Annotated in this window: 17 protein-coding genes; 4 read left to right on the plus strand and 13 right to left on the minus strand. The window is 67.8% G+C overall.

Annotation, left to right across the window (positions count from 1 at the left end; genetic code table 11):
- The first annotated feature begins 22 nt into the window (after nucleotides 1-22).
- Nucleotides 23-1,906, plus strand: coding sequence for a cellulase family glycosylhydrolase (locus ABD260_RS18290; protein WP_344234792.1), 1,884 nt, complete (start codon nucleotides 23-25; stop codon nucleotides 1,904-1,906).
- Here ABD260_RS18290 and ABD260_RS18295 read toward each other — a convergent pair.
- Nucleotides 1,899-2,804, minus strand: a complete 906-nt coding sequence (locus ABD260_RS18295) for a helix-turn-helix transcriptional regulator (protein WP_344234793.1) — start codon at nucleotides 2,802-2,804, stop codon at nucleotides 1,899-1,901. The genes ABD260_RS18290 and ABD260_RS18295 overlap by 8 nt on opposite strands.
- 101 nt (nucleotides 2,805-2,905) lie before the next feature.
- Between ABD260_RS18295 and ABD260_RS18300 the strand changes: the two genes are divergently transcribed.
- Nucleotides 2,906-4,336, plus strand: coding sequence for an MFS transporter (locus ABD260_RS18300; RefSeq protein ID WP_344234794.1), 1,431 nt, complete (start codon nucleotides 2,906-2,908; stop codon nucleotides 4,334-4,336).
- Here the strand turns inward: ABD260_RS18300 and ABD260_RS18305 are convergent.
- The 3 genes from ABD260_RS18305 to ABD260_RS18315 are packed head-to-tail and all read right to left on the minus strand — an operon-like array spanning nucleotide 4,325 to nucleotide 6,852.
- On the minus strand, nucleotides 4,325-5,119 hold the full coding sequence (locus tag ABD260_RS18305) for a pentapeptide repeat-containing protein (protein ID WP_344234795.1): 795 nt from the start codon (nucleotides 5,117-5,119) through the stop codon (nucleotides 4,325-4,327). The two genes, ABD260_RS18300 and ABD260_RS18305, sit on opposite strands and share 12 nt — an antisense overlap.
- A complete protein-coding gene (prfB, locus tag ABD260_RS18310) occupies nucleotides 5,103-6,224 on the minus strand; it encodes a peptide chain release factor 2 (RefSeq protein ID WP_344234796.1) in 1,122 nt (373 codons plus the stop codon). The genes ABD260_RS18305 and prfB overlap by 17 nt, the downstream gene beginning before the upstream one ends.
- Nucleotides 6,225-6,240: 16 nt before the next feature.
- Nucleotides 6,241-6,852, minus strand: coding sequence for a TetR/AcrR family transcriptional regulator (locus tag ABD260_RS18315; protein WP_344234797.1), 612 nt, complete (start codon nucleotides 6,850-6,852; stop codon nucleotides 6,241-6,243).
- Nucleotides 6,853-6,922: 70 nt separating this feature from the next.
- Between ABD260_RS18315 and ABD260_RS18320 the strand changes: the two genes are divergently transcribed.
- Nucleotides 6,923-7,723, plus strand: coding sequence for an SDR family oxidoreductase (locus tag ABD260_RS18320; protein ID WP_344234798.1), 801 nt, complete (start codon nucleotides 6,923-6,925; stop codon nucleotides 7,721-7,723).
- A gap of 24 nt (nucleotides 7,724-7,747) precedes the next feature.
- On the opposite strand, the gene ABD260_RS18325 is transcribed toward ABD260_RS18320, so the two are convergent.
- The 8 genes from ABD260_RS18325 to ABD260_RS18360 form a co-directional block, all read right to left on the minus strand.
- Nucleotides 7,748-8,143: a Tad domain-containing protein gene (locus ABD260_RS18325; protein ID WP_344234799.1), complete on the minus strand. Its 396-nt coding sequence runs from the start codon at nucleotides 8,141-8,143 to the stop codon at nucleotides 7,748-7,750.
- A gap of 131 nt (nucleotides 8,144-8,274) precedes the next feature.
- Nucleotides 8,275-8,724 (minus strand): hypothetical protein, encoded by a 450-nt coding sequence (locus ABD260_RS18330; protein WP_344234800.1) that lies wholly within the window; start codon nucleotides 8,722-8,724, stop codon nucleotides 8,275-8,277.
- The gene (locus tag ABD260_RS18335) at nucleotides 8,721-9,449 is read right to left on the minus strand and encodes a TadE family protein (protein WP_344234801.1); all 729 of its coding nucleotides are present in this window, start codon (nucleotides 9,447-9,449) and stop codon (nucleotides 8,721-8,723) included. Before ABD260_RS18335 ends, ABD260_RS18330 begins: the two co-directional genes overlap by 4 nt.
- Nucleotides 9,450-9,526: 77 nt before the next feature.
- Entirely contained in the window at nucleotides 9,527-9,733 is a 207-nt protein-coding gene (locus tag ABD260_RS18340; protein WP_344234802.1) for a hypothetical protein, read from the minus strand.
- Nucleotides 9,734-9,747: 14 nt separating this feature from the next.
- A complete protein-coding gene (locus ABD260_RS18345) occupies nucleotides 9,748-10,686 on the minus strand; it encodes a type II secretion system F family protein (RefSeq protein WP_344234803.1) in 939 nt (312 codons plus the stop codon).
- Entirely contained in the window at nucleotides 10,683-11,543 is an 861-nt protein-coding gene (locus ABD260_RS18350) for a type II secretion system F family protein (protein ID WP_344234804.1), read from the minus strand. Before ABD260_RS18350 ends, ABD260_RS18345 begins: the two co-directional genes overlap by 4 nt.
- Nucleotides 11,543-12,820, minus strand: a complete 1,278-nt coding sequence (locus ABD260_RS18355; RefSeq protein WP_344234805.1) for a TadA family conjugal transfer-associated ATPase — start codon at nucleotides 12,818-12,820, stop codon at nucleotides 11,543-11,545. Before ABD260_RS18355 ends, ABD260_RS18350 begins: the two co-directional genes overlap by 1 nt.
- Nucleotides 12,821-12,993: 173 nt before the next feature.
- Complete coding sequence (locus tag ABD260_RS18360; RefSeq protein WP_344234806.1) at nucleotides 12,994-13,737, minus strand: GntR family transcriptional regulator; 744 nt, start codon at nucleotides 13,735-13,737, stop codon at nucleotides 12,994-12,996.
- Between the two features lie 296 nt (nucleotides 13,738-14,033).
- On the opposite strand from ABD260_RS18360, the gene ABD260_RS18365 reads away from it, so the two are divergent.
- On the plus strand, nucleotides 14,034-15,035 hold the full coding sequence (locus tag ABD260_RS18365) for a Gfo/Idh/MocA family protein (protein WP_344234807.1): 1,002 nt from the start codon (nucleotides 14,034-14,036) through the stop codon (nucleotides 15,033-15,035).
- 48 nt (nucleotides 15,036-15,083) lie between these two features.
- On the opposite strand, the gene ABD260_RS18370 is transcribed toward ABD260_RS18365, so the two are convergent.
- Nucleotides 15,084-16,586: a CoA-acylating methylmalonate-semialdehyde dehydrogenase gene (locus ABD260_RS18370; protein ID WP_344234808.1), complete on the minus strand. Its 1,503-nt coding sequence runs from the start codon at nucleotides 16,584-16,586 to the stop codon at nucleotides 15,084-15,086.
- Nucleotides 16,587-16,627 lie beyond the last annotated feature (41 nt).

Consider the following 16,627-nt stretch of genomic DNA (forward strand, 5'->3'; position numbering starts at 1 on the left):
CTCGACGCCCCGGAGGAAGAACATGTTCCATACCCTCGTCGCCAGCACCCTGCTGGCCGCCTCGACCCTGCTCCCCACGACCCCCGCTCAGGCCGCCGCCGACACCCCGGTCGGCCGCAACGGGCAGCTGCACGTCTGCGGTACGAAGCTCTGCAACGAGCGCAACGAACCGGTGCAGCTCCGCGGCATGAGTACGCACGGCCTGCAGTGGTACGCCAACTGCCTCAAGACCGCCTCACTCGACGCACTGGCCAACGACTGGAAGGCCGACATCCTCCGGATCTCGATGTACGTGCAGGAGGGCGGCTATGAGACCGACCCGCGCCGGTACACCGACCTGGTGAACACGTACATCGAGGAAGCCACCAAGCGCGGCCTGTACGCACTGGTCGACTGGCATCAGCTCGACCCGGGCGACCCGAACAAGAACCTCCGGCTGGCGAAGACGTTCTTCACCGAGATCGCCCAGCGGCACAAGGACAAGAAGAACATCATCTACGACATCGCGAACGAGCCGAACGGCGTCAGCTGGGCGGGCATCAAGTCGTACGCGGAGCAGATGGTGCCGGTGATCCGCGCCAAGGACCCGGACGGCGTGATCTTTGTCGGCACCCACGGCTGGGCCTCGCTCGGGGTCTCCGACGGCCGGACCGAGGCGGATGTCGTCAACAATCCGGTGAACGCGACGAACCTGATGTACACGTTCCACTTCTACGCCGCATCGCACAAACAGGAGTACTTCGACGCTCTGTCCCGCGCGGCCGCGAAGATCCCGTTGTTCGTCACCGAGTTCGGCACCCAGACGTACACCGGTGACGGTGGCAACGACTTCACCTGGTCGCAGAAGTACCTGGACTTCCTGGCCAGCAAGCAGATCGGCTGGACGAACTGGAACTTCTCCGACGACTTCCGCTCCGGCGCCGTCTTCAAGGAGGGCACGTGTGCCGGCAACAACTTCACGGGTACGTCAGCACTGAAACCGGCCGGCGTGTGGATTCGCGACAAGCTGCGCAACCGCGCCCTCGCCGCCGCCTCGACCGACGTGAGCACCTCGGCCGAGCTGAAGGCAGCGCTGACCAACGCGAAACCCGGCGACACGATCAAGCTTGCCGACGGCACCTATACCGGCAACTTCAAGACCAGCTCGAAAGGCACGGCCTCGGCACCGATCACATTGACCGGATCGGCGGGTGCCGTCCTGAAAGCTAGCGGTGGGTACGGCCTGCATTTGAACGGCGCGTCCTACTGGAACGTCCGCGGGATCACCGTAACCGGCGGCCAGAAGGGCATCATGATCGACAGCGCCACGCACGTCACGATCGACGGCGTGACCGTCCATGGCCTCGACATGGAAGGCGTCCACTTCCGCAACAGCAGCACGTACGGCGTGATCAAGAACTCGCGGATCTACGACACCGGAAACGACGGCCGTGGAATGGGCGAAGGCGTGTACGTCGGCAGCGCCGGAGGTACTTCCGACAAGTCCGACCACGTGCAGATCATCGGCAACACGATCGGCCCGGACGTCGGCGGCGAGGCGGTGGACCTGAAGGAGGGCACCACCGGCGGGCTCGTCTCCGGGAACAGCTTCGACGGTCGCGGTCTCACCGGCGCGAACTTCGACGACAGCTGGGTCGATGTCAAGGGCAACGATTACGTGATCGAGAACAACACCGGCAAGAACACCACCAACAACGGGTACGAGACGCACACCCAGCAGTCCGGCTGGGGTTGCGGAACGGTGTTCCGCGGCAACAAGTCCGACCTGACCGGCGCCACCGGCAGCGGGCGGTACGCGTTCAACATCACCAACTACAACGCGTCCAGCTGCAAGGTCACCATCGACCGCAGCAATACCGTCACCGGCGGCAAGGCGCTGACCAATCCGGGCATCCCGGTCAGCTGACCGGCACTCCGACTCCCCGGCCGCTCAGCTCAGCGGCCGGGGACCGGTCCGGCTGACCCGCCCCGGCAGCCGGACCGGCAAGGACGCGCAGCTTCGCCTCGGTCTCCTCGTCCGCGGGCGTGTACACGGTCGCGCGCAGCTCGCCGAGCTGGGACAGCCACAAGTTCACGGGCTCGATCCGCAGTACGCCGGCGGTCGCGCTCTCCAGCAGCTTGATCCGCGTGCTCGGTGCGCCCACCTCGTACCGCTCCCACAGCTCCGCGAACAGTGGTGAACCAGCCAGCAACCGCTCGACCAGGTCCTGCCAGGCCGGCTCACCGACGTGGTCGGCCATCGCGGCGCGGAACCCGGCAACCATGTGGACCTTCATCGACTCGGACTCGACGAAGGTGCACCGCCACTCGCTCGCTACGAACACCACCCAGAGCATGTTGCGCTCCTCGACGGGGATCTTCCGCAGGTCGAGCACCACCCGGCAGTACGCCTCGTTGAACGCGAGGATGTCGTACCGGGCGTTCAGCACCAGCGCCGGGTACGGCGTGACCGCGTCAAGCGTCTTCTGTACGGACGCCGGCAGCGCCCCACAATCCCCGCGCGTCGGACCGACCTGTAGCCCGGCCAGCGTGAAGAGGTGGTTCCGCTCCTGCCGGTCGAGTCGCAGCGTGTCAGCGACCGCTTCGAGCACCTGCGCCGACACGTTGATGTCCCGGCCCTGCTCTAGCCAGGTGTACCAGGTCACCCCGACTCCGGCGAGTAGAGCGACCTCCTCGCGGCGCAGTCCGGGCGTACGCCGCCGACCGCCTGGAGCGAACCCCACTTCGTCCGGCCGGATGCGCTCCCGGCGGCTGCGCAGGAACACCCCCAGCTCACGTCGCTGCTCGCTCCGGTCAGTACTCATGTCACCATCATGACGACTACGGCAGCGTGGTTCCAGGTGGTGTGAATACCAGGATAAACAGGCTCTTAGTACCTGGATGCTCCTGCGTGCAGGCTGAGGACATGACAGACCAGCTCCAAGCCGCCCGCCCGGGCGTCAAGGCCCCGCCGCTCGGCCCGGTCGCTCTGACCACGCTACTCTTCGGCGCGTTCCTGCCGATGCTCTCTTTCTTCATCATCAACGTCGCCCTGCCCGCCATCGGCTCGGACCTGCATGCCAGCTCCGGCGAGCTGCAACTCGTCGTCGGCAGCTACGGCATCGCGAACGCCACTCTGCTGGTCGTCGGTGGCCGCCTCGGCGACGGACTCGGCCGCAAGCGGCTGTTCCTGATCGGACTGACCGGCTTCACCATCATGTCGCTGATCTGCGCGATCGCCCCAACCATCGGCGTACTGCTGGCTGCTCGCGTCGTACAAGGTGCTACGGCAGCAGCCATGACTCCGCAGGTGCTGGCGTCCATCTCCGCACTGCTCACCGGCGAGCACCGGGCCCGTGCGATGGCCATGTTCGGCGTCGCGGGCGGTGCGGCCTCGGCACTCGGTCAGATCCTCGGTGGCGTACTGGTAGAGGCCAACGTCTTCGACCTCGGCTGGCGGGCCGTGTTCCTGGTCAATGTCCCGATCGGCGTGCTGGCGATCGCTGCGGCGTACCGGTTGCTGCCTGAGACCAAGGCAGACCGTGCACAGCGAGTGGACCTGGTTGGCGCCGCCCTGCTCGCACTGGCGTTGGTACTGCTGCTCCTGCCGCTCACGGAAGGCCGTCCGCTCGGCTGGCCGCTGTGGACGTGGATCTGCCTCGCTGCGACCGTCCCAGCCGTTGCTGCGCTCGGACTGCACCAGCACCGGTCAGAGCGGACCGGCGGGGACCCACTGATCCCACCGACCGTACTGCGGTTGCGCGCGATGCGGATCGGCCTACTGCTGGCCGTAGCGTTCTTCACCACGTTCGGCGGCTTCATGTTCGTGTTCGCCCTCGCGACCCAAGGCGAAGCGCACATGTCCCCGCTGGAAGGCGGTCTGAGCCTGCTACCGATGGCAGTCGGCTTCCTGATCACCTCGGTCTACGGACCAAGACTGCAGGTCCGGTACGGCGCTGGGCTGATCTTGCGCGGCTGGATCATCCAGGCGGTCGGCTACGCTCTCCTAGCCGTCGTGGCACTGACCTTGTGGCCGCACGTAGACCCTTGGCGCCTGGCCATCCCCATGCTGATCGCCGGCTTTGGTGCTGGTTTGGTGATGGTCCCGCTGATCGGCGTAGTACTCAGCCAGGTCCCACCGGCGCAAGCAGGTCTAGGCAGCGGCATCCTGTTGACCAGCCAGCAGACCTGCCTGGCGCTGGGAGCCGCAACCGTTGGTACGGCCTACCTGTCCCTGGCTGGTTCGTCCTGGGGCCAAGGCAAGGCCCTGGCAGCGGTTGCCCTGACTATCACCGCCATCTCCCTGCTGATGACGCCCATCACCCACCAGCTCCGCTCCCGCCGGCTACCAGTGTGACGGGCGAGTCAGTGTTGCCGGGAGCTTGGTGGATTGGTCGCCGCGGGCAGCGTTGACCTGAGACTGGGTGAGGAACAGGGCCCCGGTCAGGTCGGCTTGGCGGAGGTCGGCGTCGCGGAGGTCGGCGCCGATCAGGTCGGCCTGGCGAAGGTTGGCTTCGCGGAGGTCGGCGGCGATCAGGTACGCGCCGCGGAGGTTCGCCTTGGACAGGTCGGCGCCGCGGAGCCGGGCTCCGATCAGGTCGGCGCCGCGGCGTTCCTTCTTTTTGGGCTGGTTGCCGCGGACCTTCTTGCTGATGGTCAGCAGTAGCTCGTTGACGGCAGCGCGTTCGGCGGCCACGTCGACAGTGCTGAGATCCGCCGTGCGGCTCACTGCTTCGACTCGGTCGATCGCGGGTTGCGCCTTCGCGTCGTACACAAGGGCTTCAGTGAGGTACCAGAGCAGTTCGTGTAGCTGGCGGAGGATCGGCAGCGCGGCGAACATCGCCTGTCCCGGCTGATCGCGCCAACTCGTACCAGCTCGGCGGGAAAGCTCCTGGCCGGCGCCGAAGCAGTCGTACACCGTACAGCCCTGGAAACCCTTGGTGCGCAGGTTCGCGTGGATCGTGCAGCGGAAGTCCGTGCTCAGGTTCGGGCACGGCTCGCCGGCCGGTTTGTCCAGCGCGAAGTCCGCCGACTTCGCGAACGTCAGCGCTACGCAGCAGAGGCCGAAGCAGTTACCGCAGTCGGCGCTGAGCCTGCCGCGGGGATCGGTCTCGCTCCGGGGGTCAGTTCTGCTCGGCAACCGTCTGGCCGGTCCGGCGCCAGCGGATGCCGGCCTCGATGAAGTCGTCGATCTCACCGTCGAAGACACCTGACGTGTTGCCCGACTCGTACTGCGTCCGCAGGTCCTTGACCATCTGGTACGGGTGCAGGACGTACGAGCGCATCTGGTCGCCCCACGAGCCGGCCACGTCACCGCGCAGCGCGTCCAGCTGGGCCCGCTCCTCGGCCTTCTTCAGCGCGAGCAGCTTCGCCTTCAGGATCACCATCGCGCTTGCCTTGTTCTGCAGCTGCGACTTCTCGTTCTGGCAGGAGACCACGGTGCCGGTCGGGAGGTGCGTGATCCGGACCGCGGAGTCAGTCGTGTTGACGCTCTGACCACCCGGGCCGGACGAGCGGTACACGTCGATCCGCAGCTCTTCCTCGGGTACGTCGATCTCGTCGGTCTGCTCCAGCACCGGAACCACCTCGACCGCCGCGAACGACGTCTGCCGGCGGCCCTGGTTGTCGAAGGGCGAGATCCGCACCAGGCGATGCGTACCCGACTCGACACTCAGCGTGCCGTACGCGTACGGCGCCTTGACCGCGAAGGTGGTCGACTTGATCCCGGCCTCCTCGGCGTACGACGTGTCGTACACCTCGGTCGGGTAGCCGTGCCGCTCGGAGTACCGCAGGTACATCCGCTGCAGCATCTCGGCGAAGTCCGCGGCGTCGACACCACCCGCGCCGGAGCGGATCGTCACCAGCGCCTCGCGCTCGTCGTACTCACCGGACAGCAGGGTCCGGACCTCGAGCGACTGGATCGCCTTCGCGAGCGAGCCGATCTCCTTCTCCGCCTCGGCCATGCTGTCCGCGTCGTTCTCCTCGCGGCCCAGCTCGACCAGCACGCCCAGGTCGTCGAGCCGGCCGCGCAGCCGGGTCACCCGCTCCACGTCGGCTTGCAGACTGGACAGCCGCGACGTCACCTTCTGCGCGTTCGCCTGGTCGTCCCAGAGGTCGGGCGCAGCGACCTGCTCGCCGAGCTCGTCGATCTCCTTGCGCAACGCAGGAAGATCGAGCACCTTCTCGATCGAGGTCATCGTCGCGTCGAGCTGTTTCAGCTCCGCGTCAAAATCCAGTCCAGCCACAACTAAGCAGCTTAGCTCAGCCGAGTCCGCGACGAAGAACGGCAAAGACCTGGCGTACGGCCCGCTCCAGCTCCGCCTGCGCCGACACGAGCTGTTCCGGCCCCGCATCGTCGGGCAGAACCTGCATCAGCCGCTCCTCAAGCACCTTCTGCGCGGCGGCGTACAAGGCCGCGATCAGCCTGTTGCGCAGCTGATCCGGGTCACGCTCGTCGAGGGCCGCGGTCAGCGAGGTCTCCAGCTCGGCGGCGACCAGTCGGCGCCGGGCCAGCAACGCCGGGCTGTTGTCGATCGTGCGCATGAACTGCTTCCAGGTCGCGAGATGCCCGACCTCGACACGATCCCGGGTCTCAGCCAGATATGTCGCCTCCAGCACGTCGACCGGGTCCGCATCCGTCGGCGCCGCCCGGATCGCCCGGGCCGGCCCCTGCCACCACTCCGACTCGTCGAAGAACAGGTCCTCTTTGGCCGGGAAGTGGTTGAACACCGTCTGCACGGCGACATCCGCCGCCCGCGCCACCTCAGCGACCGTGACCGCGTCGAACCCGCGCTCGAGGAACAGCGTGGTCGCCACCGCCGAGATGGCCTGCCGCGTCTGCTGCTTCTTCCGTTCCCGCCGCCCGAGCTCCATTGCACCGAGGGTAGGGCATCTGCTTTACTGATTCCATTGTTGTAGTCACTACACTTTTGGAGCACATCCAATGACTGTTCTCGTCACCGGCGGCCGCGGCGCCATCGCCCGCGCCGTCACCGCCGGCCTGATCGACGCCGGGCAGGACGTCCGGGTCGCCAGCCGCGAGCCGTCCGCGCTGCCTTCGGCGGTCGCGTACGACCCCGCTGACCCCGCGGCCGCTCTGGAGGGCATCAGCCAGGTCTTCCTGTACTCGGACCCGTCCTCCGCAGCCGCCTTCGTCGCAGCCGCCGATGCCGCGGGCGTGAAGCAGGTAGTACTGCTCTCGTCGCTGTCATCGCTCGGCGGTCCGGACGATCCCCACGCGAAGACCGAGCAGGTCATCACCTCAGGCGCGTACGCCACCACGCGACTCCAGCCCGGCGCCTTCATGAGCAACGCCAAGTACTGGGCGTACCAGGTCCGCGCCACCGGCCAGATCCGGCTCCCGTACTTGGACGCCGAGGAAGCCCCGATCCACGAACAGGACATCGCCGACGCCGCGATCCGAATCCTCCTCGACGGCCCCGGCACCACCCACGACGGCCGCGGCTACCCGCTGACCGGCCCGGAGTCCATGACGCGGCGGCATCAGATCGCCCTGGTCACCAAGATCACCGGCGTACCCATCGAGGCCGTCGACCTCACCCCCGACCAGGCCCGCGCCGAAATGCCGATGCCCGACGAAGGCCAACGCGAAACCCTCCTCGCCTACTGGTCCTCCCGGGTAGGCAACCCCCAACCCATCGAACCCAACGTCGAACTCCTCACCACGCACACCCCCCGCCCCTTCACCACCTGGCTGACCGACAACCCAGGCCTCTTCGGCTAACAGCCTGGGCCTGGGCCGTACGGGTCAGCGGATTGGGACGGTGGCGGCGGCTTCGGAGGCGATGTCGGAGGCGCCGGGCCAGCCGGGCGGTTCGAAGGGGAGGTTGACGGTGGAGGTGAGGCGGACTTTGACGGTGGTGCCTTCTACGTCCACTGACCAGGTGAGGTTGCCGAACTTGGTGGTGGCGGCGGTTTGGTTCAGGTAGTCGGCGGTCAGGCGGGCGGCCTGCTCGGGGTCGATGGTGGCCTCGTCGCCGGCGGTGTGCGCGGTGACTGTAGCCAAACCGTTGGCGGCTGCGAGCACGGCACCGTCGGCGGTGGCGTCGAGGCCGCGGCGAACCAGAAAGACCTTGGAGATATCAGTGACCACGACGATCATCAACAGGATCACGGCGCTAAACCCAACGATCAGCACACTCATCTGACCAGCCTCATCCCGCAGACGAGCGAGTCGCGGGTGGGAGGGGCGCCGGTATGCAGGGCGCGAGCGGGCAAGGCGCGGGTAGTTGGGTGGGCTCGGGTCGCGGTCTGAGCGGCGGCGGGTGGGCTGCTTCATCCGGTGCCCTTGGCTTCGCGGTAGGTGCCGTAGGGCTCGGTGTGTTGGGCGGTGATGTGTACCGCGGGTGGCTCGCCGCCCAGGGCGTCCGGGATGAGCGGTAGCCGGACCTTGGCGTCCAGTGCGACCGTGACTGTGGAGCCGGGATGCAAGCAGGCGGGGTCGCAGCTGATCCTCAGGTCGCCGGGATTCAGCTCCATACCCTGGTCTCGCATCGCGATCCGGGCGGCCTCGTACGCGCGCGCTCGCGCCTCGTCCTCCGACAACCCATCCGGCACAATCACGAACGCCCGCCCGGCAGCACGCGTCGCGGCAGTCGCCCCGTACGACGCACGCTGAACGTCGAACACCCCGAGCATCACGTACACCAACGGAACCATCAACAAAATCGCCAGCCAGGAAAACTCAACCACCGCACTCCCCCGCTCACCCCGACGGCGGCTCATTCGCCGGTCTCCTTCACCGCGTGGCCTTCGACGCTGAACGAGATGCCCGGGCCCCACAGGCCGAGCGGCGGGATGTGCGCGCGGACCGAGACCTCGACGACGGGCTGACCGTCGAGGTCGGTCTCCTCCGCCGACACGGAGTCGATCAGCTGATCACGCACCACCCCGCGGATCAGCTCACGCGTACGCAACTCACCGTCGGCCGGTGCACGGTTCAGCACGGCCGCGTACGCCGCACCTTCCGAGGCGGCGGCGGTCACCGTGTTCCGGATGTACAGGAACAGGCCGACCTGAAGAATCCCGAGGAACAACGGCACCACAAGCATCCCCACCAGCACGAAGTCAACCACCGCCGCCCCCCGCTCACCCCGCACGCCGCACTCACCGCGAACGCCACGCTCGGCGCGCACGCCCCGCTCAGCGCGAACACCATGCTCAACGCCAACGCCACGCTCAGCATGTACGCAGCACTCAGCGCGGACATCACGCTCGGCGCGCACGCCCGGCTCGGCGCGGACGTCACGCTCAGCGCGCACGTCCCGCATACCGCGGACGTTCCGCACGCCGCACTCATCGCCCACGCCGCGCATCTCCCACTCATCGCGAACGTCACGCTCGGCGCGAACGCCCGGCTCAGCGCGGACGTCCTCCTCGGCGCGGACGCCGCACTCGGCGCACTCACCGCGGACGTCGCTCTCGGCGCGCACGTCCCCCACACTGCGCACGCCCCGCTCACCGTGGACGTTCCACTTGGTGTGGGGGTGGTGCGAGGTGCTGTGGTTCCGGTTGATGCGGGGTTGCATTACTTGTTGGCGACGGAGTCCAGGGCGTCCTGGAGCATGCGGGTTAGCTGGGGGCCGGCGAGGGTCCAGATTGCGATTACCAGGCCGGCCGTCATCACGGTGATCAGCACCCAGCCGGGTACGTCACCGCGTTCCGTCCGCGCCGGGCGTGAGCTCGCCAAACCGGCCAGCCTCGCCACGAGCAATCTCGTCAGGTGTAGGGACATGATCTCTCCTCGATTCATCCGGCGATCATCCGGAATCCGACAGCGCCCGGGTAGAAGGCGAACGCGATCGTCACCGGCAGGATCAGGAAGATCACCGGGACCATCATGGCTACCTCGCGGCGCGCGCCGGACTCGATCAGCTCGCGCCGCCCTGCCTCACGGATGTCGCCGGCCTGCGCTCGCAGGACGTCGGCCAGTGGGGTACCGCGCTCGAGCGCTACTGCCAGCCCGTCCGCGAAGCGGGACAACGCCAGCAACCCCGTTCGGTCCGCGAGTGCGTCGAGCGCGCGGACCAGTGTCTCCCCCGCCCTGGTCTCCGCCAGGACACGTTTCAGTTCGTCGGCCAGCTCGCCCTGGCAGGACCGCGACACCCGGTCGAGCGCGGCGGCGGGTCCTTCACCGGCGGCGACCGACAGCGCCAGCAAGTCCGCAACCGTCGGCAACTCCGCGAGCAGCCGACGCTCACGCCGCCGTACCTGCGCGGTGAGATAGGTGTCGCGGGCAAGCACTCCGAGGATGCCGACAATCGCGCAGAACACCAGCATGCCGACCGGATTCCCACGTCCGAAGGCGAACGCGATGATCGAGATCACCAGCCCGGCACCGAACGCGAGCGTCCCCCACAGCAACTGCTCGATCCGGAACTCCTCGACGGTCCGCTCCAGCCCGGCGCGCTGCATCCGCCGCCGAATCGTGCCCGCGCCGCCGAGAATCCGCTCCAGCCGCCGCGCCGCCGACCGCAACGACGGACCGAACAACCGCAGGATCGCGTAGAACGGCGACCGCGAGTCGACCACGTCGACGAACACATCCGCCGCGCCGAGATCCCGCAAGTACGGCGAGACGCGCTCGTCCACCGTCGGTTTACGCAGAAAAGGCAAGCGCAGTACGACAAGCAGCGCCCCGGCGCCGAGCAGTGCGCCGAGAAGACCGCCCAGCACCATCGGGTTCATCGCAACACCCGCTCCGGCGCGGGCAGCCGGCCGATCCGGAGCATCAACCGGTACGCGACTATGCAGACGAACGCGCCGACACCGATGACAACTGCTCCGCCCGGCGAGTTGTACCGCTTGATCACATCGCCTTGGAAGGACAACATCGCGAGTACGAGCCACGGCGCCGCGACCGCGACCCGCGCCCCGTTCACCGACCAGGACTGCCGTGATTCCAGCTCGGATCTGGTCCGTGCTTCGTCGCGCAGGAACGTGGACAGCGAGCGCAGCAGCCGCCCGAGATCACCACCGCCGACCTCACGCGCGATCCGCAACGCCTCGACGACCCGATCGCCAACCGGATCAGCCAGTCGTGCCTTCAACCGATCCAGCGATTCGGCGAACCGTCCGGTCGACGCATAGTCCGCGCCGAACCGCCGGAACGGCTCGCGCAACTGCAACGGCCCGCGCTCACCAACCTGGGCCAGCGCTTCGGACAACGACAACCCCGCGCGTACGGCGGATGCGACGTTGTCCACCACGTCCGGCCACAGCTCGCGGAACTCGGCCAGCCGACGGCGCGCACGGCTTCGTACCAGCGCGATCGGCGCCCAACCGGCCATCAGCCCGAACACCACGCCGACCGGCAACGCGCCAGACACCAAGAACATCAGCAGAAACCCGGCAAGCCCGGTGATGATGCAGGCACCAATGAATGCACCCGGCGTGAGCCCTTCGATCCCCGCGCTGGCCAGCAGCGCCCGGCTCTTGCCACGCAGCCAGCCATCCGCACCGGCTTCGGCCTCGGACGGCGCCACGAACGCCGCGATGATCAGCAGCAGACCGACACCGAAGAGCAGCCCGAGCACTATCCCCATCACGCCACCCCGCGCGGCAGCTCGGTCAGCAGACCGGACACGTTGTACCCGGCTTGCTGGAAACGCTCCGGATGCGGCAAATGCCCCTCGGCGCGACGCAGGTACCCATCGTGGGTCGCGAACAGCGTCTCGGTCTCGATCGCCTGCTCCTCCACCCGCCCGGTGACGGCAACGATCTCCCGCACCCGCCGATGCCCGTCGGCGGCGATGCCGAGGTGTACGACGATGTCGACGCAGCCCGCAACTGTTGGCAGCACGAACCGCGAGCCGATGTTTTCGCCGGCCAGCAACGGCAACGTACACATCTTGGTCAGCGCTTCACGGGCCGAGTTCGCATGAATCGTGCACATGCCAGGAAGACCACTGTTCAAAGCGAGCAGCAGATCAAGGCACTCCTCACCGCGAACCTCGCCGACGATCACCCGGGACGGCCGCATCCGCAGCGATTCCTTGACCAGATCGCGCAGCCGGACCTCGCCGGTGCCCTCGAGCCCGGCCTGGCGGGTCTGCATCGACACCCAGTCAGGGATCGGCAGCTTGATCTCGAAAACCTCTTCACAGCTGATCACCCGCTCGCTGCCCGGGATCGACCCGGCCAGCGCGTTCAGCATCGTGGTCTTGCCGGCCTGCGTGCCGCCGGAAACCAGCACATTGAGGCCGACGGCAACGGATGCCTCCAGCACCGCGGCCGCGTGCGGCGTCAGTGATCCGAGCTGCACCATGTCACTCAGCCGAGTCGCGCGGACCGTGAATTTCCTGATGTTGATTGCTGCGTAGCGGTGGGTGATGCCGCCGAGCACGATGTGTACGCGGCTCCCGTCCGGCAGGCGCGCGTCCGTGAACGGCTGCGAAACGTCGACCCGGCGGCCGGTGGTCTTCAGCATCCGCTCGACCAGGTCGCTGACCTCTTCCTCGGTCAGCACAGTCGTGGTCAGCTCGTGCCTGCCCTCGCGGGCGATGAAGACGCGGCTCGGCTCGTTGATCCAGATCTCCTCGACGCCGGGATCGTCCAGGTAGCGCTGCAACGGCCCGAAGCCGGCCACCCGGTCGTGGACCTCACGGCTGATCGCGGCCAGATCGCCGATCGGCGGCACCACCCCGGCCAGGCTGCGCTCGTCGTACTCCCGGACGACCGTCGCGACAATCGTGTTCACCGCGCCGGGGTCACGGAGCGGGTCAATGCCTTCGCGGCGCACCACGTCCCGCACCTGGGCGTCGATCAGCTCGATGGCACCGTCCCAGCCCGACTGGTGCACGTCGAGTCTGTCCGTCGTCATCGATCCCCCCACGTCCGTGCCGGCCGGCGATCATGCGGTCACCGTGCGCGACCATCCTGTCAACCGTGGAGCACCTGGCGCTACCTGCTTCCGCCGACCTGTGGATAACCAATTGATTACTCACCGTATCTGTCAGATGACAGAGCGGTCCAGAAGGCTGCAGGTTTCTGCAATCAGCGGTGTACGAGGGTGTGCTCGAACGAGTAGCGGCTGGCGCGGTACAGGTGGGAGCCGTACTCGACCGGCTGACCGTGGTCGTCGTACGTGATCCGCGTCGTCGCCAGCAGCGGCGAACCAGGCTCCTCCGTGAGCAGCCGCGCCTGCTCAGGCGTAGCTGGGATCGCGGAGATCGTCTGATGCGCCACCTTCAGCCGGACTCCCTCCGCCCGCAGCAGCTGGTAGAGCCCGCGGTCGGCCAGGGTGGACGGATCCGTCTCCAGGATCTCCGGTGGCAGCCAGTTGCGCATCAGCGCCAGCGGCTCGTCGTCTGCTCGCCGCAGCCGCTCCAGCCGTAGCACTCGATCGCCCTGCTCGCACTGGAGTGCGGCGGCGACCTCCCTGGTTGCTGGTGAGATACCGAAGCGCAGCACGTCGGTCTGTGGCTTGCGGTGCGCTGCCACCAGGTCGTCGTACAGGCTGGTCAGTTCGAGCGAGCGGCGTACCTGGCCGGAGTTGCCGACGACCTGAGTACCGACACCGCGCTTGCGGACCAGGAGGCCCTGGTCGACCAGGCGGGCGATCGCCTGGCGTACGGTCGGCCGGCTCAGCCCGTACGCCTCGGCCAGATCGACCTCGTTGCTCAGCCGCGACCCGACCGGCAGTTCACCGCCCTGGATGGCCGCTTCCAGCTGCTGTGCGAGCTGCACGTGCAACGGCGTACGGCTGTTCCGATCGACCTGGATCTGGACGGTACTCATGGGCACATCCTGAAGCCTGGACCGGCTGCCGTCGACCTTCGGCCCCGATTTGATCAGACCCGGACAGCCGCCGGCACCGGCTGACGAAGATGTGAACGTTCGGTGAACCGGAGTCCGGATCACGGGCAGCCGGTGTCGGCAGCCGCTGCCCGTCAGGCAGGATGGCGCGTTCGCCGCCGGAGCTTGGAGCTACCCTTACCGGCGGAACCCGCCCCTTTCGGACCCCTTGACGCGCCTTTGGAACCCAATGCCGTACTGCCGTACCGCCCGTGCGGCCGACCATCGAAGGAGAAGGCATGGAACCGCTGCGGATCGGCATCCTCGGTGCCGCCCGGATCGCCGGCCGGGCCATCGCCGAGCCGGCCAAGCTGACCGGCGCCCGGCTGGTCGCGGTCGCCGCCCGTGACACCGGCCGGGCCGAGGCCTTCGCCGCCGAACACGGCGTCGAACGCGTCCACGCGACGTACCAGGACCTGCTCGACGACCCGGAGATCGAAGCGATCTACAACCCGCTGGCCAACGGCCTGCACGGCCCGTGGAACCTGCGGGCACTTGCCGCCGGCAAGCATGTGCTGACCGAGAAACCGTCGGCCAGCAACGCCACCGAGGCCCGGCAGGTGCGCGACGCCGTGCAGGCGTCCGGCCTGGTCTTCATGGAAGGCTTCCACTACGCGTACCACCCGGCGCTGCGCCGGCTCCAGGAGCTGATCGCGAAGGGTGAGCTCGGCGACCTGCAGCACGTCGAGGCGACGATGGTGATGCCGCCGCCCGCCGACGACGACCCGCGCTGGTCGCTGCCGCTCGCCGGTGGCGCGGTGATGGACGTCGGTTGTTACGCACTGCACGCGCAGCGGATGTTCGCCGCGTACGCCGGTGGTGCGCCGTCCCTGGTCAGTGCGCGGGCCGGCGAGCGGAAGCGGCTGCCCGGTGTGGACGAGTGGCTGAACGCCGATCTGGAGTTCCCGAGCGGGGCGACCGGCGCGGTGCGGACCAGCATGGCCGCGGAGAGCGTCGAGTTCAGCCTGAAGGTGATCGGCAGCCGGGGCGAGGCGTTCGCACCGTTCTACGTACTGCCGCAGAACGACGACCGGGTGATCGTGACGACGAAGGAAGACACCTGGGTGGAGCATCTCGGCACCAGGACGTCGTACACGTACCAGCTGGAGGCGTTTGCCGGGGCGGTGCGGAACGGCGCGCCCGTACTCACTGATGCTGATGACGCGCTGGCGACGATGGAGCTGATTGACGCGTGCTACACGGCCGCAGGCATGACTCCGCGGCCGGTGTCGGTTATCTGATTCTTGGCAGGGGCGGCCGGGTGTGCATCCCGGCCGCCTCTGCTTTGTTCAGTCGTGGGTCGGGAAGCCCAGGTTCAGGCCGCCGTGCGACGGGTCGAGCCAGCGGGACGTGACCACCTTGCCGCGGGTGAAGAAGTGCACGCCTTCGGTGCCGTGCGCGTGCGTGTCGCCGAAGAGCGAGTTCTTCCAGCCGCCGAACGAGTAGTACGCCATCGGCACCGGGATCGGGACGTTGATCCCGACCATGCCGACCTCCACCTCGTTCTGGAAGCGCCGGGCCGCGCCGCCGTCGTTGGTGAAGATCGCCGTGCCGTTGCCGTACGGGTTCGAGTTCACCAGCTCGAGCGCGGCGTCGTACGAGGAGGTCCGCAGCACCGAGAGCACCGGGCCGAAGATCTCGTCGGTGTAGATCGACATCTCCGGGGTGACCTTGTCGAACAGGGTCGGGCCGAGCCAGAAGCCGTCGTCACCGCCGTCGAAGTCGCCCTCGCGCCCGTCGACGACCAGGTCCGCGCCGGCTTCCACACCGGCCGCTACGTACCCGGCGACCTTGTCCCGGTGCGGGCCGGTGACCAGCGGGCCCATGTCGCAGCCGCGGGTGCCGTCGCCGGTCTTCAGCCGGCCCATCCGCTCCTTGATCTTGCCGATCAGCTCGTCCGCGATCGGCTCGACCGCGACCAGCGCCGAGATCGCCATGCAGCGCTCGCCGGCCGAGCCGAAGCCGGCGTTCACCGCCGCGTCGGCGGCCAGGTCGAGGTCCGCGTCCGGCAGCACGATCATGTGGTTCTTCGCGCCGCCGAGCGCCTGCACCCGCTTGCCGTTGCGGGTCGCGGTCTCGTACACGTACTTCGCGATCGGCGTCGAGCCGACGAACGACACCGACTTCACGTCCGGATGCTCGAGCAGCCGGTCCACCGACTCCTTGTCGCCGTGCACGACGTTCACCACACCGTCCGGCAGCCCGGCCTCCTTCCACAGCTCGGCCATCGCGTTCGCCGCCGACGGGTCCTTCTCGGACGGCTTGATCACCACACTGTTGCCACAGGCAACCGCGATCGGGACGAACCACATCGGCACCATGGCCGGGAAGTTGAACGGCGAGATCACCGCGCTCACCCCGAGCGGCTGCCGGATCGAGTACACGTCGACCTTGGTCGAGACGCCCTCGCTGAACCCACCCTTGAGCAGGTGCGGGATGCCGCAGGCGAACTCGATCACCTCGAGGCCGCGGGTCACCTCGCCGAGCGCGTCGGACAGTACCTTGCCGTGCTCGGCGGTGATCAGCGCGGCGATCCGCTCCTTGTCGCGGTTCACCAGCTCGCGGTAGGCGAACAGGACCTGGGTGCGCTTGGTGAGCGACATCTGGCCCCACGCCTTGGACGCCTCGTGAGCGACCTTCACGACCTCGTCGACGGTCGCTGCCGAGGCCAGATCCAGCTCACCGGTGACCTGCCCGGTCGCCGGGTTGTAGACCTTGCTGGTCCGCTCGGCGACGCCGGTCCACACACTCCCACCGACGAGGTGGGTGATCCGCTTGATCTCAGTACTCACGATGTTTCCTCACTGCCGGGTTCTCTTCATTGATGTTCATC

Source organism: Kribbella hippodromi (assembly GCF_039531045.1).
Taxonomy (GTDB): Bacteria; Actinomycetota; Actinomycetes; order Propionibacteriales; family Kribbellaceae; genus Kribbella; species Kribbella hippodromi.

Bases quoted from the DNA above. Each gene is read 5' to 3' on its own strand.
- ABD260_RS18300 (WP_344234794.1), top strand. From the start codon at position 2,906: ATGACAGACCAGCTCCAAGCCGCCCGCCCGGGCGTCAAGGCCCCGCCG.
- ABD260_RS18355 (WP_344234805.1), bottom strand. From the start codon at position 12,820: ATGACGACGGACAGACTCGACGTGCACCAGTCGGGCTGGGACGGTGCC.
- ABD260_RS18290 (WP_344234792.1), top strand. From the start codon at position 23: ATGTTCCATACCCTCGTCGCCAGCACCCTGCTGGCCGCCTCGACCCTG.
- ABD260_RS18330 (WP_344234800.1), bottom strand. From the start codon at position 8,724: ATGAGCCGCCGTCGGGGTGAGCGGGGGAGTGCGGTGGTTGAGTTTTCC.
- ABD260_RS18365 (WP_344234807.1), top strand. From the start codon at position 14,034: ATGGAACCGCTGCGGATCGGCATCCTCGGTGCCGCCCGGATCGCCGGC.
- ABD260_RS18340 (WP_344234802.1), bottom strand. From the start codon at position 9,733: ATGTCCCTACACCTGACGAGATTGCTCGTGGCGAGGCTGGCCGGTTTG.
- ABD260_RS18315 (WP_344234797.1), bottom strand. From the start codon at position 6,852: ATGGAGCTCGGGCGGCGGGAACGGAAGAAGCAGCAGACGCGGCAGGCC.
- ABD260_RS18325 (WP_344234799.1), bottom strand. From the start codon at position 8,143: ATGAGTGTGCTGATCGTTGGGTTTAGCGCCGTGATCCTGTTGATGATC.
- ABD260_RS18320 (WP_344234798.1), top strand. From the start codon at position 6,923: ATGACTGTTCTCGTCACCGGCGGCCGCGGCGCCATCGCCCGCGCCGTC.
- ABD260_RS18295 (WP_344234793.1), bottom strand. From the start codon at position 2,804: ATGAGTACTGACCGGAGCGAGCAGCGACGTGAGCTGGGGGTGTTCCTG.
- ABD260_RS18350 (WP_344234804.1), bottom strand. From the start codon at position 11,543: ATGGGGATAGTGCTCGGGCTGCTCTTCGGTGTCGGTCTGCTGCTGATC.
- ABD260_RS18360 (WP_344234806.1), bottom strand. From the start codon at position 13,737: ATGAGTACCGTCCAGATCCAGGTCGATCGGAACAGCCGTACGCCGTTG.
- ABD260_RS18345 (WP_344234803.1), bottom strand. From the start codon at position 10,686: ATGAACCCGATGGTGCTGGGCGGTCTTCTCGGCGCACTGCTCGGCGCC.